The sequence below is a fragment of the Kocuria coralli genome (assembly GCF_008831305.1).
Taxonomy (GTDB): domain Bacteria; phylum Actinomycetota; class Actinomycetes; order Actinomycetales; family Micrococcaceae; genus Kocuria; species Kocuria coralli.
In genome coordinates this window covers 166593-181860 of record NZ_ML708613.1, presented here as the reverse complement: position 1 = coordinate 181860, position 15268 = coordinate 166593, and the positions used below count along the sequence as shown (strand labels likewise).

13 protein-coding genes are annotated in these 15268 nt (G+C 69.4%); 2 read left to right on the top strand and 11 right to left on the bottom strand.

Annotated elements, in window-relative coordinates:
• Positions 1-30: 30 nt before the first annotated feature.
• From FCK90_RS05100 to FCK90_RS05060, 9 genes are all read right to left on the bottom strand, one after another.
• Complete coding sequence (locus FCK90_RS05100) at positions 31-1482, bottom strand: FAD/NAD(P)-dependent oxidoreductase (protein ID WP_158033216.1); 1452 nt, start codon at positions 1480-1482, stop codon at positions 31-33.
• Entirely contained in the window at positions 1475-1780 is a 306-nt protein-coding gene (locus tag FCK90_RS05095) for a (2Fe-2S)-binding protein (RefSeq protein WP_158033215.1), read from the bottom strand. The genes FCK90_RS05100 and FCK90_RS05095 overlap by 8 nt, the downstream gene beginning before the upstream one ends.
• Complete coding sequence (locus tag FCK90_RS05090; RefSeq protein WP_158033214.1) at positions 1767-2987, bottom strand: NAD(P)/FAD-dependent oxidoreductase; 1221 nt, start codon at positions 2985-2987, stop codon at positions 1767-1769. Before FCK90_RS05090 ends, FCK90_RS05095 begins: the two co-directional genes overlap by 14 nt.
• Complete coding sequence (locus FCK90_RS05085) at positions 2984-3985, bottom strand: proline racemase family protein (protein WP_158033213.1); 1002 nt, start codon at positions 3983-3985, stop codon at positions 2984-2986. Before FCK90_RS05085 ends, FCK90_RS05090 begins: the two co-directional genes overlap by 4 nt.
• An 18-nt stretch (positions 3986-4003) precedes the next feature.
• Positions 4004-5464, bottom strand: a complete 1461-nt coding sequence (locus tag FCK90_RS05080) for an aldehyde dehydrogenase (NADP(+)) (protein WP_158033212.1) — start codon at positions 5462-5464, stop codon at positions 4004-4006.
• Positions 5465-5544: 80 nt separating this feature from the next.
• Positions 5545-6450, bottom strand: coding sequence for a dihydrodipicolinate synthase family protein (locus FCK90_RS05075; RefSeq protein WP_158033211.1), 906 nt, complete (start codon positions 6448-6450; stop codon positions 5545-5547).
• Between the two features lie 114 nt (positions 6451-6564).
• Positions 6565-7236, bottom strand: coding sequence for a GntR family transcriptional regulator (locus FCK90_RS05070; RefSeq protein WP_158033210.1), 672 nt, complete (start codon positions 7234-7236; stop codon positions 6565-6567).
• Between the two features lie 80 nt (positions 7237-7316).
• Entirely contained in the window at positions 7317-8681 is a 1365-nt protein-coding gene (locus tag FCK90_RS05065; RefSeq protein ID WP_425481686.1) for an alanine/glycine:cation symporter family protein, read from the bottom strand.
• A gap of 424 nt (positions 8682-9105) precedes the next feature.
• Positions 9106-9999, bottom strand: a complete 894-nt coding sequence (locus FCK90_RS05060; protein WP_246179999.1) for a PRC and DUF2382 domain-containing protein — start codon at positions 9997-9999, stop codon at positions 9106-9108.
• A gap of 381 nt (positions 10000-10380) precedes the next feature.
• Between FCK90_RS05060 and FCK90_RS15935 the strand changes: the two genes are divergently transcribed.
• Both FCK90_RS15935 and FCK90_RS05055 read left to right on the top strand, forming a co-directional pair.
• Positions 10381-10797 (top strand): MFS transporter, encoded by a 417-nt coding sequence (locus FCK90_RS15935; protein ID WP_343029888.1) that lies wholly within the window; start codon positions 10381-10383, stop codon positions 10795-10797.
• The gene (locus FCK90_RS05055) at positions 10757-11755 is read left to right on the top strand and encodes an MFS transporter (protein ID WP_343029887.1); all 999 of its coding nucleotides are present in this window, start codon (positions 10757-10759) and stop codon (positions 11753-11755) included. Before FCK90_RS15935 ends, FCK90_RS05055 begins: the two co-directional genes overlap by 41 nt.
• A 108-nt stretch (positions 11756-11863) precedes the next feature.
• Here the strand turns inward: FCK90_RS05055 and FCK90_RS05050 are convergent, their stop codons facing one another.
• On the bottom strand, positions 11864-13696 hold the full coding sequence (locus FCK90_RS05050; RefSeq protein WP_158033209.1) for an ABC transporter permease subunit: 1833 nt from the start codon (positions 13694-13696) through the stop codon (positions 11864-11866).
• Entirely contained in the window at positions 13693-15222 is a 1530-nt protein-coding gene (locus tag FCK90_RS05045) for an ABC transporter substrate-binding protein (RefSeq protein WP_158033208.1), read from the bottom strand. The genes FCK90_RS05050 and FCK90_RS05045 overlap by 4 nt, the downstream gene beginning before the upstream one ends.
• Positions 15223-15268 lie beyond the last annotated feature (46 nt).

The following is a 15268-nucleotide window of genomic DNA, read 5'->3' as shown; positions in this document are numbered from 1 at the left end:
CACGGTCCGCAAGCCCAAAGCGCGACGGATTCACTCCAGCGTGAGGTCCGCCAGGTCCTCGAGCGAGACTGGCGTGGCCAGTGATCGTTTGCTCATCCGGGCAAGGTCGTCCGGGGAGAGATCTCGATCCTCATTGGCGGCCGCGATCTTGGCGCACGCGAAACCGCACACTCGACCCTGGCACCAGCCCATACCCGGCCTGGCCAGGATCTTGACGCTGCGTGCCTCATCGGCGCTGAGATCGTCTCGGGCGTGGCAGACCTGTGCATAGGTGACCTCCTCGCACCGGCACACGAGGGTGTCCTCGGTGAGCCAGTCCGTCCAGCGGGCGGGCACAGGGTGGGCGTGGTGCATGGCCTGGGCGAAGGCCGCCGAACGACGGATAATCCCTCTGAGCTTGCGCACCCTGGCTCCGTCGATGGACGAACCGTTGTCGCCGGCCGCGCCCAGCCCGGCGAGCTCGCCCTCGGCAACGGCCATCATCGCCCCGCCCACGCCGGTTGCCTCACCCGCGATGTAGACCCGGCTCGCGGTGCTGCGCTGCATATCGTCCACCACGGCGATCAGGGACTCGTCACTGCCGATTCGGGTCTCGGCACCGACCGCCTGGACGAGCTCCATCGACGGGGTGAATCCCCAGCCGAAGGCCACCAGATCCACCTCGACCGCCCGCTCGGAGCCGGAACGGGGCCGGCCCCGCCGATCGAGTGCGGTCAGCACGGCCGACTGGACCTGCCCATCGCCGTCGATACGGGTGACCGCGGTCGAGGTTTTGTAAGGGATACGGTGCTTGACCAGGGCTTTCGCGTACTCCGCACCTTCAACCCCCTTGGAAGGCACCTGTACGGCACCGGTCACGTTCTTAGCCCAGCCCGTGAGGTTGCCCGCCTCGCAGATCGCCACCACTTCCGCACCGGCCTCCGCCAGCCCGACGGCGACGGGCAGCAGGAAGGGCCCCGTGCCCGCCACGACCGCCCTCCGGCCGGCCAGCGTCCGGCTGCCCTTGAGCAGGGCCTGCACTCCGCCCGCGGCCATGACCCCCGGCAGATCCCAGCCGGGGACGGGCAGCTGCCGGTCGTATCCACCCGGGCAGAGCACGATCCGCATGGCCCTGACGCTTCCGGTCGGAACATGGTCCGGTTGAGCCTCGACCGAGGCGGTCGTGTAGACGTACCACGGCGAAGACTCCGTCTTAGGGGCTTCGATGAACCACACCTGGGTGCCGGGACGGTAGTCGATGTGACCGGCTCCCCGGTGCACTCGGAGCCGGTCACGCAGCTTGGTCAGCACCTTCCAGCCATGGTGGCCGGCCGACTCATCCGCGACCGGATAGCGCTCGTCGGGGTGTCTCCAGTACTGCCCGCCGGGCTGTGGGCCGGCGTCGACCAGCATCACCCGCAGACCGTGGTCGGCGGCGGTGACCGCGGCGGCGAGGCCCGCCGGGCCGGCCCCGACCACCAGGAGATCCGTGGTCTCACTCATCGGTCCCACCATCGCGAAGCCCTTCCTCGCCGCTGCCGCTCTCGCATGACGTCCCGTCCTCGGCCGGAGCCAGGCACGCCCGCTGGTTGCTCTGCCCGTTGATCGTCAGCAGGCAGTCGTAACAGACGCCGATGCCGCAGAACAGCCCCCGTGGTCTCCCGTTCTTCCGGGTTTCCCGCCAGGATCTGATACCCGCCTCCGTGAGGGCCGCCCCCACGGTCTGGCCGGGCCGGGCGGGAATGGGCTCGCCGTCGAAGGTGATCGTGTTCGGGGCGGGTTCGGGCTCAGCGGTCGGCATAGCTGTTCTCCGCGAAACGATCGGGGGTGAACGGGGTGATGTCCAGATCGGGCCGTTCACCGACCATCGACTGGATCAGGAGCTTCGCGCTTCCCGCCGAGAGGCCGATGCCCGCGCCCTCGTGGCCACCCGCGTGCCATAGACCGGGGGCGCGGCTGTCGTGGCCGAGTACCGGGAGGTGATCGGGGCAGTACGGCCTGAACCCCGCGTAGAACCGCATGATCTTCTTCTTCCGCAGGACCGGGAAGAGGTCGGCTGCCTCCCGCGCCATCTGCCGGAGCACCGGCAGCGACGAGGTGCGATCGAATCCCACCCGCTCCCGGGAGGAGCCGATGAGCACGGTCCCCGCCGGAGTGCCCTCGATGACGGGCGAGGTCTGCAGGCCGCCGTCCGAGCTGAGGGTCGCGGCCACGTATTCCCCGGCGTAGACCTTGTGGAAAACCGTCTTCGGCAGGGGCTCGGTGACCAGCACGAACCCGCGGCGGGGTAGTACCGGAACCGACACATCGGCCATCTGCGCGATCGTCGACGCCCAGGGCCCTGCTGCGTTGATCACCGCGCCGCCGCTGTAGTCGCCCCGGCTGGTCCGCACCCCGGTCACCCGGTCGCCCTCGCGGATCAGCCCCGTGACCTCGGTGTTGGTCAGCAACGACGTCGGGCTGAGCGTCCGGGCGAGCCGGATCAGGTGGGCCGCCATCAGGATCGGCTGCAACTGCGCGTCCTGGGGATAGAAGGCAGCCCCGCGCAGCTCGGGGTTGATGTTCGGCTCGAAGCCGCTGATCTCCTCCGCGGCCACGTCGGTGACCTGGATCCCCGCATCGCGCTGCCGGACGGCGAGGTCCCTGAGGTTCGCAGCACTCGTCTCGGTGCGCGCGACGACCAGGCCCCCCTTGGACTCGAACTCCCACAACCGCTGGAACTCGGCCAGATCCTCCCGCCAGACGCGCTGGGAGTACAGCGACAGATCGAGCTCGTGCCCGGCTTCCTTGTCCGAGACCAGGAGATTGCCCTCGCAGGCGCTCGTGGTCCCGCTGGCGATCTGCCCGCGTTCCACGATCAGCACGCTCAGCCCGGCCCGCGCCGCGAAATAGGCGCAGGCGGCCCCGAGCGCGCCGGCCCCGATGACGATGACGTCCGCCCGCTGCGCCGTCGTCGGACCCGCCGGGACCCTCGGGGTCGTCGGGGGCAGAGGGAGCGCTGAGGTCATAGGAGGAACCCCGTGGGGAACGGATCGGTGGGGTCGAGCATGTACTGCGCCGTCCCCGTGACCCACGCGCGCCCGGTCACCACGGGAATGACGGCATCGAATTCACCCACTTCCTCGGTGCCGATCAGCCGTCCGGTGAACTGGGAGCCGATGAGGGACTCGTTGACGAAGTCGGTGTCCAGGGGCAGCTCGCCGCGTGCGTAGAGCTGCGCCATCCGGGCGCTGGTCCCGGTGCCGCACGGAGAGCGGTCGAACCACCCCGGGTGGATCGCCATGGCGTGGCGTGAATACCTCGCCGTGGAATCGGGAGCTTTCAGGTACACGTGGTGGCACCCCAGGATGTCCGGGCGCAGCGGATGCAGGGGCGGATTCTGGGTGTTGATCGCCTCCATGATCGCCAGGCCCGCGCCGAGGAGCTCGATCTTCCTGGACCGGTCGAACGGAAGGCCCAGGTCCGCGAGATCGACGACGGCGTAGAAGTTCCCGCCGAACGCGATGTCGTAGGGGACCTCCCCGAAGCCGTCGACGTCGACCGTCTGGTCCAGCGCGTAGGAGAAGGAGGGCACGTTCTGGATGGTGACCGATTCGGCGTGCCCGTCGCGGACCCGGACCTCCGCGATCACCAGACCCGCCGGGGTGTCCAGGCGGATGGTGGTGACGGGTTCCTGGACCGGCACCATCCCGGTCTCCACCAGGACCGTCGCCGTGCCGATGGTCCCGTGGCCGCACATCGGCAGCAGTCCGGAGACCTCGATGAACAGCACGCCGTAGTCGGCATCCGGCCGGGTCGGGGGCTGGAGGATGGAACCGCTCATCGACGCGTGCCCGCGGGGCTCGGTCATCAGGAAGGTGCGCAGATCATCCATGTGGTCCATGAAGTACCGGCGCCGGGCGGCCATAGTGTCGCCGGGGATGACCCCCACGCCGCCGACGACCACGCGAGTGGGCATGCCCTCCGTGTGGGAGTCGACGGCATGGATGATGCGGCTGGATCTCATCGGGATTGTCCGGCCGGATCAGTCGAGCGGGGCCAGGGTGCCGTCGACGCGACGGATCAGCGTCTCCGCGGGTTGCTCGGTCAGCTCGTCGGGCAGCAGCCCGAGGGGGAAGCCCTGGAACGCGACCGGCCGCAGGAACCTGCTGATCGCGGCCGTGCCGACCGAGGTGGTCGACGGTGCCGTCGTGGCGGGGTACGGCCCTCCATGCTGCTGCGCGTAGGTGACGCTGACCCCGGTGGGCCACTGGTTCCAGAGCACCCGCCCGGCCTTCTCCCGCAGCTCGTCCAGCAGGGGGGTCACGACGGCGTCGTCGTCCTCGCCGACGATGGTGGCCGTGAGCTGGCCGTCGATGGCCTGGGCTACACGCACCATCTCCTGCTCGTCACGGTAGGTCACCAGCAGCCCGGTCGGCCCGAAGCACTCCCGGAAGAGCGTCTCCTGGTCGGCGAGCAGCTGGTCCGTGGTGGTCAGCAGCAACGTCGGCGAGGGCGCCGCGCCGTGCGGGTCGGAGCCCTGGGCGAGGACCTCCACGGCAGGGTGCCCGGAGAGCTCGTCGAGGACCTCGGAGTGCCCCGATCGGATCCGGTCGTTGAGCATCGGCTGGCCGTCAGGCAGATCCTGGGTGCGCAGCTGCTCGAGGATCTCGGAGCCCTCGGGGAGCATGAGCACGCCCGGCTTGGTGCAGAACTGCCCCGAGCCCATGGTGAAGGACCCCCGGAAACCGTCCGCGATCTCCCCGGGACGCTCCTGGGAGGCCTTCACGGTGACGAAGGTGGGGTTCACGCTGCCGAGCTCCCCGAAGAAGGGGATCGGCTCGGGGCGGGAGACGGCGACGTCGAACAGCGCACGTCCGCCGGGAATGGACCCGGTGAACGACCCGGCCTTCACGCGCGGATCGCGCAGCACCTGGAGCCCGACCTCCCTGGTCTCGATGAGGGCGAACAACCCGTCGGGCGCCCCCGCCTCATGCAGCGCCTGCCGTACGAGCTCGGCCGTCTTCCGGGAGAGCTCGGGGTGGCCCGCATGGGCCTTGACGATCACGGAGGCGCCGGCGGCGAGCGCCGATGCGGTGTCGCCGCCTGCCACGCTGAAGGCGAAGGGGAAGTTGCTCGCGGCGTAGACGATGACCGGTCCCACCGCCTGGCTGGTGCGGCGCAGGTCCGGGCGGGCACCCATGGGCCAGTCCGCGTCAGCGTGGTCGACCCGGACATCCAGGTAGCTGCCCTCGGTCAGGACCTCGGCGAAGAGCCGCAGCTGGAAGGTGGTCCGCTTCACCTCACCCGTCAGACGGGCATCGGCCAGGTGCGTCTCGGCTTTGGCGATCTCGATGAGCAACTCGGCGTTCGCGTCGAGGGCGTCCGCGACCGCGTGCAGCGCCCGGGCGCGTTCGGCACGGGCGGTCCGTGACCAGACGCGGTAGGCGTCGTGGGCCTGGGCGACCAGCGCGTCGGCGGAAGCGGGCTGAGTCGTGGCGTTCATGGCAACTCCTTCTGAGGTCTATGGCGTCTTTGCCGCAGTCGGGGACGGGTCCCTTCACCACTGTGTCAGGTGCGACCCTGTCACTTGTATCCCTTGGCGATCGCGTTCTCGGTGGCCGCGGTGACCAGGGTCGTGATCTCGGGGGACAGCGGCGATCGGGGCGGACGGCACACTCCGCCCTTGCGCCCGGCGATATCCATCGAGAGCTTGATGGCCTGCACGAACTCGGTCTTCGAGTCCCACCGCAGCAGCGGGTGCAGGTCACGGTACAGCGGCAGCGCGGCCGCCCACTGCTCCGGGTCGCCCGAGGTCGAGAGGTTGTACAGCTCCATGCTGGCCTGCGGGAGGGCATTCGGGTAGCCGGCGATCCAGCCGACGGCCCCGGCGATGCCGAGTTCGAGCAGGACGTCGTCGCTGCCCACCAGGATGTCGAGCTCCGGGGCCGCCTCCTGGATCTCGTAGGCGCGGCGGACGTCGCCGGTGAACTCCTTGATCGCGACGATCAGGCCCTCGTCGGTCAGCTCCCTGACGATGTCGACGGTCAGATCGACCTTGGTGTCGAAGGGGTTGTTGTAGGCGACGATCGGCAGTCCGCCCTTGGCCGCCTCGCGGTAGTGCTCGATGATCGCGGGACGGTCCGCGCGGTAGATGTTGGGGGGCAGCAGGAGGACCGACTGGGCTCCCGCCTCGGCGGCCTGCTCCACCCAGTGACGCGCCTGGTGGGCGCCGTACGAGCCGGCGCCGGCCATGATGCCGAAGCCCTCGGGGGCGGCCTCCACCGCGGTGGTCACGACCCGGGCGCGCTCCTCGTCGGTGAGGGTCTGGTACTCGCCGAGCGAGCCGTTGGGGGCGACGCCGGTGACGCCGTTCTCGGCGAGCCAGGCGACGTGCTCCGCGAAGCCGTCGAAGTCGACGGAGAGGTCGTCATTGAAGGGCAGTGCGGTCGCGACGTGGACCCCGCGCCACGGCTTGTTCGGGTCGATCATGTGATGCCTCCCTGGAGATGAGCTTCGGCAGGACCAGGCCGGTCCATTACTGCAATATACCATGTGCAATTGCACTTGGAAGGGGCAGGGCACCCTGTTCCTTTGAAGGTGTTGTCACTGCCCGGAGGGGTTCCCCGCCCAGGTGCTCCGGGTCTGGCTGATGTGGTCGACCATGAGCCGGTAGACCAGATCGGAGTCCCTGGCTTCGATGGCGTCCACGATCGCAATATGCTGGGCCGCCGATCCGGCCAGCTCTCCGCGCTCGGCCAGGCTGGCCAGGCCCACGAGCCTGGTCTGGGCGCGGAGCTCCTCGATCAGCTTGACGATCCTCCCGTTGCCCGCATATCGCAGCAGCGCGAGGTGGAAGTCCTTGTCCGTCTCCGTGTAGCCGTAGAGATCGTGCTCGACCGCGCGCTGCACGATCTTCTCGGCCGCAGCGCGCAATCCGGGGATGTCCTCGGCGGGAATGAGCTGGACGACATCGCGCACCACGGGCGGTTCGATCAACTGCCGCAGCTCGGTGATCTCATCCAGATAGTGATCGTCGACCTCGGTGACGCGGAAACCCCGGTTGAGCAGCCTTTCGACCAGCCCCTCTTTGGCGAGGTCGAGCATGGCCTCACGCACCGGCGTCGGGGACACACCCAGACGGGCACCGAGCGATGGCGCCGAGTAGATCTCCCCCGGCGCCATCTCCCCCGAGATGATGGCGGCTCGAAGGGCCCGCGTCACTCGGTCGCGGACCCCCTGAGGCTTCTCGATCGGCTGCAGATTGATATCGGACATGGTCAGCTATCTGTCCCTGGGGACGTGGGGGTGAAAGACAGCCCTATGCTACTGCAATTTCACCTGCCCACCAGGGCTCCTCAGGGGCGGGCGGCCCGGTCCGCGTCCTCGCGCTTGCGGTTGTTGGCCACGGCGGCCAGCACGGCGGTCATCGGGGTCTCGGCCGTCCAGGCGTCGGCGCCCTTGATACCGAGCTTCTCCGGCTCGAAGACCGGGTCGAGGCCCGCCTTCATCTGCCGCGAGTAGTCCTTGAGCACCTTCCCGACCGTCGGGGCCATGAAGAGCAGGCAGACCATGTTGATCCAGCCGAGGGTGCCGTAGCCGATGTCGCCGATGCCCCAGATGAGATCGGCCGAGGCGACCGACCCGAAGTACACCATGGCGATCATCGCCACCTGCAGCACCCGGACGGCGACCGGCAGCCCGCGGCCGTGGAACAGGTAGGCAGCGGCCGTGGTGGAGATGTAGTTGAACGCGATCAGCGTGGTGAAGGCGAACAGGAAGAGGGCGATGGCCACGAAGATCGGACCGAATCCCGGGAAGATGGATTCGAGGGCCACCTGGGTGTAGGCGGTGCCCGCCTCGATCCCGGGCACGTTGTCGGCCAGGGTCTCGCCGGCCTCCGTGACGACGTTGTAGCTGCCGGTCATCAGGATCATGGTTCCGGTAGCGGTGCAGACCAGGACGGTGTCGATGTAGATGGAGAAAGCCTGGACGATGCCCTGCTTGGCCGGATGGGACACGGAAGCGGCGGCCGAGGCATAGGTGCCCTCGCCCACGCCGGCGACGTTGGAGAAGACCGCGCGGCGCACGCCCCAGGCGATCGCCGCGCCCACGATGCCGCCGAAGATCTCATGGGTGCCGAACGCACTGCTCACCACCAGGGCGATGACCCCGGGCACCTCGCTGACGTTCAGGACGATCACGATGAGCGCCAGGAGGATGTAGCCGAGTGCCATGAAGGGGACGATCTTGTCCGCCACGGCGACGATTCGTTTGGTGCCGCCCAGGACGATGACGGCGAAGAGGCCGGTGACCACCAGCCCGGTGATCCAGGTCGGGGCGTTGAAGGCGACATTGGCACTGTTGGCGATGTTGAAGCTCTGCACCCCGGGAGCCAGGGCGCCGTAGAGCACCATCGTCGCGGCCGCGGCGATGACGGCCAGCCACTTCTGCCCCAGGCCGCGCTCGATGTAGTACGGGATGCCGCCGCGGTACTCATCGCCCACCTTGCGCTTGTAGACCTGGGCCAAGGTCGATTCGGCGAAGGCCGTGGCACCCCCGAACAGAGCCATGACGACCATCCAGAACAGCGCCCCCGGACCGCCGACGGCGATCGCCGTGGCGACGCCGGCGATATTGCCCACGCCGACCCGGCTGGAGAGGGTCAGGGCCAGCGCCTGGAAGCTCGAGATCTCCCCCCGCGTTGTTCTTCTCCCCCTCACGGAGGATCTTGACCACGTCGGGCAGGCGGCGGACCTGAACCGCCCCCGTCCAGATGGTGTAGAAGAGCCCGAGTCCGAGAGCCAGGTAGGCCATCGGGTTCCAGATATTGGTGTTGATCCTGCCGATGACTTCAAGTAGCGCATCCATGCTGCGGCTCCTGCCGTACTCCGTTACCGAGTTGTAATGTGCTATTACACGGTGAAATTGTACTCAACGTCAAGGGTTCAGGCGGACTTTCTGAAGCCAGGCTCCGCCTCCGCGTCTCCCGAATGCGAGGAGACCGATGCCCTGCTCAGCACATGGGTCTGCGGGGCACCTCGGTCCATCACCGAGGTGCCCCGCAGCTGGATGCCGGCTCGAACCGGCTCCCGAGCCCTAGCGGTCAGTCACGGATCGGACCGGCGGGACTCGGGGACTTCGTGGTCATGCGCGCTCGTCGCCCCGGCCCCCTTGGTCATCGCGGACCACCTCGACCTCTTCGCGGCCGACCTCGGCCTGAACCTGCTCCTGGTCGCGGACGACGTTCTTGCCCAGGCCCACACGCTCCTTGGCGACCACCTCGGTATCCACCACCGGCCGCTGCTCGGTGAGCGTCACCTCGACGTCGTCCTCGCCCAGGGTGCCGCCGTCATGCGTCTCGCCGTCGCCGACGGGCTCGCGGACCACCTCGAACTCTTCCCGCTCCACGGGAACGGTCACGGTCTTGGTGTCCTTGACGACGCGCTTGCGCAGACGGGCCCGGCCGGTCTGCACGCGTTCGGTGCCGACTCTGACCTCCTCCTCATGCCGGACCATGGACTCGGCATCCGTGGCGGCGTTGCGATCGCGGTCCCCATCGGCCCCCTGAGCGGTACGAGCATCCAGCGGGTCGTGGCCCCTCGCCGCACGGTCGTCCTCGACGTCACGGCCGCCTCGACGGCCGCCCGTGCCATCGCCGAAACCGGCGGCAGCCGCCTCACCACCGGTGCCGCCGGCACCCTCGGCGTCTGCGGCGACATCGGCGGAGCCTTGGTCGAGACCGTAGTACCGGTAGAGGTCCCGCTCCTCGCTCTCCTCGATATGCGCATCGGCGTCCAGGTTGGGGGCGTCCTTGATGAAGTCCTTGGTGTAGGGCACGTGGATCTCGCCATTGCTGGTGCGCGCCCGATCCAGCGGGACGAAGGTCTCATTGGTGCCGAAGAGACCGGTGTTCACGGTGACCCAGTTGGGCTCGCCGGTTGCGTCGTCCAGGTACAGCTGGGCGACGTCACCGACCTTGGCTCCGTTCTCGTCGTAGACGGTGCCGCTCTCGAGCTCTTCAACGGTGAAGTTGGCCATGATGACTCCTGAATTCATTGCTGGGAAACCGCGCCCGAATCATCGCAGCGCGGCCATGCCCTGCAGGTGCCGCACCCGTGCGACCTCCTGAGGAGCAGGATCGGTCTCCGATCCCTCAGTAAACTTATCTTTTGACGTGGTATCCGTCACGCGAAACGCTCAGGTTGCTGACAATTTCTTGGACGCGGCTCGCCCGCCCCGGCGCCGGACGGGTCTCGAGGGCAGGGGTGCGAGGGGGACAACGCACGTAACGCCTGCGTTTCGTATGGACTCCGAGGCAGGGACCCGTACCCTGACATGGCCAGTGAAGTGGATCACCGATCCCGAAGGTCACGCGATGACGCGGACATGCCGGACTGGCTTGGATCGGAGGAGGTCCCCATGAGCGATGCCACCGCAATCGCATCGAGCCAGCCCCACAAGACACCTCGCAAAGCGGCACTGGCGGCCTGGGTCGGCTCGGCGCTCGAGTACTACGACTTCGCGGTCTACGGCACCGCCGCGGCCCTGGTGATCAACCACCTGTTCTTCCCACCGGATTCCTCTCCCGGAGTGGCCATCCTGCTGTCCATGTCCACCGTGGGCATCGCATACGTGGTCCGCCCGCTGGGTGCCGTGATCATGGGGCCGCTCGGGGACCGGTACGGACGACGGTTCGTCATGATGCTCACCCTGTTCATGATGGGTTTCGCGACCTTCATCGTCGGGTGCCTCCCCAACCTACGACCAGGTCGGCCTGCTCGCGCCGGGCCTCCTGGTGCTCTGCCGCGTCATCCAGGGCCTGTCCGCCTCGGGTGAGCAGGCCTCGGCCATCTCGGTCTCCTTGGAGCACTCCACCGAGAAGCACCGGGCCCTGACCACCAGCTGGACGCTTCAGGGCACCCAGTTCGGGACGCTCCTGGCGACCGCGGTGTTCATCCCGCTCACGGTGTTCCTGACCGAGGAGCAGCTGTTCTCCTGGGGCTGGCGGATCCCGTTCTGGATCTCCGCCGTCGTCGTCCTGGTCGCCTACATCATCCGCCGGACGCTCGAGGAGCCCCCGAAGTTCCAGGAGGAGGCGGCCCATGACGACCACGCCACCCCGCTGGGGCACCTGCTGCGCTTCCACAAGGCCGCCGTGATCCGCATCGCGGCAGTGGCGTTGATCAATACCGTGCTGATCGTGTTCCAGGTGTGGGCGCTGTCCTACGGGACCTCCGTCGTCGGCCTGGACCGCTCCACCATGCTCCTGGTGGCGGTGCTCGCCAACGGCGTGGCCCTGGCAGCGATCCCCCTGGCGGCGATGGTCGCGGACCGCATCGGGCGCAAGCCGGTCTTCATCGCCGGAGTGATCGGCTGTGCCGTGATGACCTACCCCTACCTGGGGGCGGTGACCTCCGGCAACTGGACGCTGATCTTCCTGATGGGTGCCGTCCTGGCGGGCTTCTTCTACTCCATGGCCAATGGCATCTGGCCGTCGTTCTACTCGGAGATGTTCCCCACCCGGGTCCGCGTGACCGGCCTGGCCCTGGGCACGCAGATCGGCTTCGCCCTGTCGGGCGGTTTCGCGCCTCCCCTGGCGTCGTTCTTCGCGGGCAGCGACGGGACCAACTGGGTCGCCGTGGCCATCATGGTCTCCTGCGCGTGCCTCATCTCGGGTACCGCCGCCATGACGGCCACCGAGACCAAGGACCGGACCCTGGACGATATCGACGCTCTCCACACCTCGCGGACCGAGGCCCTCATGCTCGGGGATCTCACCGCCGCCAAGCGATGAGCTGAACCGGCCGGCTACCGGCAGGAACAACCCGCCGAGATGCGACTTCAGCCGCCCGTCAGAGATGACGGGCGGCTGAAGTCGCTACTCGGCGCAGAGGGTGGAGGACTACCGCCCGGCCAGCGCCTCCGAATGCTGCCCGGCCCCGTCAGTCACGCGAGGGGGCTTCTGCCCGTCATCAGGCTCGGCATCCGGAGCCGGCAGGTCCGAGGCCGGGCGCAGGTTCCGGCCGCCGTCGGCGCTCGAGAGGGACACCGCCAGGACGGAGGCCAGCACGAGGGCGCACGCCGGCCCGAGCACGGTCCAGGGGGCGCGTTCCACGTAACCGATGCCCTCGGCCAGCAGCAGGCCCCACTCCGGAGCGGGCGGCTGCGGTCCGAGACCGAGGAAGCCCAGGGCGGCGAGCGCGAGCGCGATGCCCGGCAGCCGTAGGAGCGCGTGCCGGGTCACCTCGGGCAGGAGCGCCGGGAGGACGGTGCCGACCAGGATCCGGGCCCGGCTGACGCCCAGCTGCGGCAGGCTCCGGACGTACGGCCTCGCCGAGATCTCCGCGACCAGGGCGGCGGTGTGCGCGGCCAGCGGTGCCCAGCTCACGGCGGTCACCGCGACGGCGGCCCCAGCCGCGGACGGGCCGGAGATGGCCACCACGAGGATGCCTGCGATGATGGGCGGCGCCGCGTTGGTGACTTCGACCGGGCCGGTGGACCAGGCCCCCGTGAGCCCGATGATCAGGCCGATCACCAGGCACGCCGCGGTCACAGCCAGTGCCAGGCCGAGGGTGTCCACGGCACCGTGGCCCACGCGGGCCAGGACGTCCCGCCCCGAGGCGTCGGCGCCCAGGGGCAGCGCCCACGACGGGGACTGGAGCCTGCCGTACACGGAGCCGTAGGGGTCGCGCATCAGGCCGGCCACGATCAGCGCCAGGAGAGCCCCACCCGAGATCGCCGGGACCAGCCACCACGTCCGCCGGGGACTCAGGGGCGGCCCCGGGACCGGAAGGTGTCCCGACCGGCCGGCCGGACCGAGCAGCGATCTGCGGATCAGTGCCGCCGCCCCGCCGCAGACCGCGGCGAGCAGGAGCAGCAGCAGGACGCCCGCCTGCAGGGTGGGGATGTCCTGCGAGGCTGCGGCACCGAGCAGCGCGCGGCCCAGCCCTGGGACGGCGAAGACCTCCTCGACCGCCACGGCGCCGCCGGTGAGCCCGACCACGACCAGGGCGACCTGACCGACCACGCCGCTCATGGCGCGATGCAGCACGGCGAGCGCGATGCGGGCCCGGGAGTGCCCGGCCACCGCCCAGGTGTGCACCCACCGTTCCGTGAAGACTCCGGCGACGGCGGTGGCCACCAGTCGGCCGATCAGCCCGCCACCGGGCAGCCCCAGCGCGAGGGCAGGCAGGATCGCGTACTCGATCCCGCGCCATCCGTAGGGAGGAAGCCAGTTCAGCCATACGGCCACGATCACCAGCAGCACCGCGGCCAGAAGGAACTCCGGGAGGGCGGTGAGGGCGGCCGCGGCCGCACCCGAGCCGCGCGACGGACGCCCTGCCAGCCCCGCCCGCAGGACGGGCAGGCACAGCAGCGCCGCCATGCACAGGGCCACCGTCAGGGCCGCGCCCATCAGCGTCAGGGAGACCCCCAGCGCCTCGAGCATCCCGGGCAGCACCGGGCGGCCGCTGATCCAGGAGGTGCCGAAGTCCCCCGTGAAGACTCCGGACGCCCAGTCCGCGAAGACCGCGATCGGGCCGCGGTCCAGCCCCAGCTCGCCCCGGATCTGGGCCAGGACCTCAGGCGTGGCCTCCCGGTCGGCGTAGCGGGCGCGCAGGATCGTGTACTCCGGGCTGTTGCCCGACAGCCACGGCAGGGAGCCGATGAGCACCACCACGGCGGCGAAAGCCGCGACGCGCGAGATCAGGGCCGCGGCCCACCCCCGTCCGCTCATCGGGCGAGGGTGGTCTGCGCGGTGATGAGCTCGCGCTCGCGCGGGTCGCGTGCGGCGCCCTCGACGCCGTCCTGCTCGCCCTGGATGACGCGTTCGTGGAGCATGGGGATCGCCGCATCCTCGGCGAGGATCGTGGCCTCCGCCTCCAGGATGGCCTCCTGGCGTTCTTCGCCCGGAGTCGCCCCCTCCGCCCGGTCAAGGGCGGCCTCGACGGTCTCGGAGCAGAACTGCGAGATGTTGAAGGAGCCCTCGCAGCCGAAGTCGCTGACCATGTAGGCCACCGGATCCCCCGAGTCCAGCACGGTGGCGCGGGAAAGGATGAAGGCGTCGAAGTCCCCGTCGATGGCATCGGACTCGATGTACTGGTACTCGCGGACCTCCAGCTCGACCTCGAACCCGGCGGCCTCCAGCTGCTGCTGCAGCTGGACGGCCACCTCGGGCAGCTCCGCGCGGTCGGTGAAGGTCCCGATCGTGATCTTCTGCCCCTGCGGGTCGCCGGCCTCCGCCCGCCCGTCGAGCAGTTCGCGATAGGTGTCGGTATCCCTGCCCTCCGCGGCGTAGGGGATGGCAGGTCCGAGCAGGCCCGAGGCCACGTCGGCGCGGCTCTCGTAGACGCCGTCCACGATGGACTGCGGGTCGATGGCCTCCCTGGCCGCCGCCCGCAGGCCGGCGTCGGCGAAGGGGCCCTTCTCCGTATTGAGGTACAGGGTGTTGGTGCGCGGCATGGGCACCTCCTCCAGCAGTTCCTCGTCGACCTGAGCGGCCTGGCCGACCGGGACCGCCTCCACGACGTCGGCCTCACCGGTGCGCAGCGCCGCGGCGCGCGCCGTGCCGTCGGGGACGAAGGAGACGTCGATGCCCGCGGAGGTCGCCGGATCGCCCCAGTAGTCCTCGTAGCGCTCCAGGGTCGCACCGGAGGTGCCGTCCACGGCGGTGAGCTCGAAGGGTCCCGTACCGTGACCGACCGGCGTCACGGCGTCGCCTTCGTAGGCGGCCGGGGCGAGGACCGAAAGCTGCGGGCTGGACAGACGCTGCGGCACCAGCGGGTCCTCCTCGGCCGTGGTGACCAGCACCTTGTCGCCGTCGGCGGTCACGGTCATCTCGACGCCATCGAGGATGCGCGGGGCCGGCTCCGCCTCCACGGCGTGGGTCAGGGACTCGACGACGTTCTCCGTGGTCATCTCGGTCCCGTCGTGGAAGGTGACGCCGTCGCGCAGGGTGAAGGACCAGGTGGTGTCGTCGACCTGTTCCCATTCCGTGGCCAGCATGGGCTCGGCGTTGCCCTCCTCATCGAGGCGGATGAGCGTCTCGGCGGTCGACCAGCGCGACAGCTTGAAGGCGTCGTCGCTCAAGGGCGACAGCCCCGAGCGCGGCGGCTGCAGCATGGCCAGCTCGACCCTTTCGTCGGTGCTGCCGTCACCGGAGGAGCCGCCGGAGAAGCAGCCGGTGAGCAGCAGCAGAGCGGCGACCGACAGCGCCGTAGCGGAGGTGGCGCGGCGGGAGGACAGGGAGGATCGTGCGGACATCAGAGGGTCCTTTCCGTGGTGTGTCATGGGGACAGTGCGTTGGAGA

Excerpts from the sequence above, each read along its gene's own strand:
- FCK90_RS05100 (WP_158033216.1), bottom strand. The coding sequence starts at position 1,482 with ATGAGTGAGACCACGGATCTCCTGGTGGTCGGGGCCGGCCCGGCGGGC.
- FCK90_RS05095 (WP_158033215.1), bottom strand. The coding sequence starts at position 1,780 with ATGCCGACCGCTGAGCCCGAACCCGCCCCGAACACGATCACCTTCGAC.
- FCK90_RS05090 (WP_158033214.1), bottom strand. The coding sequence starts at position 2,987 with ATGACCTCAGCGCTCCCTCTGCCCCCGACGACCCCGAGGGTCCCGGCG.
- FCK90_RS05085 (WP_158033213.1), bottom strand. The coding sequence starts at position 3,985 with ATGAGATCCAGCCGCATCATCCATGCCGTCGACTCCCACACGGAGGGC.
- FCK90_RS05080 (WP_158033212.1), bottom strand. The coding sequence starts at position 5,464 with ATGAACGCCACGACTCAGCCCGCTTCCGCCGACGCGCTGGTCGCCCAG.
- FCK90_RS05075 (WP_158033211.1), bottom strand. The coding sequence starts at position 6,450 with ATGATCGACCCGAACAAGCCGTGGCGCGGGGTCCACGTCGCGACCGCA.
- FCK90_RS05070 (WP_158033210.1), bottom strand. The coding sequence starts at position 7,236 with ATGTCCGATATCAATCTGCAGCCGATCGAGAAGCCTCAGGGGGTCCGC.
- FCK90_RS05060 (WP_246179999.1), bottom strand. The coding sequence starts at position 9,999 with ATGGCCAACTTCACCGTTGAAGAGCTCGAGAGCGGCACCGTCTACGAC.
- FCK90_RS15935 (WP_343029888.1), top strand. The coding sequence starts at position 10,381 with ATGAGCGATGCCACCGCAATCGCATCGAGCCAGCCCCACAAGACACCT.
- FCK90_RS05050 (WP_158033209.1), bottom strand. The coding sequence starts at position 13,696 with ATGAGCGGACGGGGGTGGGCCGCGGCCCTGATCTCGCGCGTCGCGGCT.
- FCK90_RS05045 (WP_158033208.1), bottom strand. The coding sequence starts at position 15,222 with ATGTCCGCACGATCCTCCCTGTCCTCCCGCCGCGCCACCTCCGCTACG.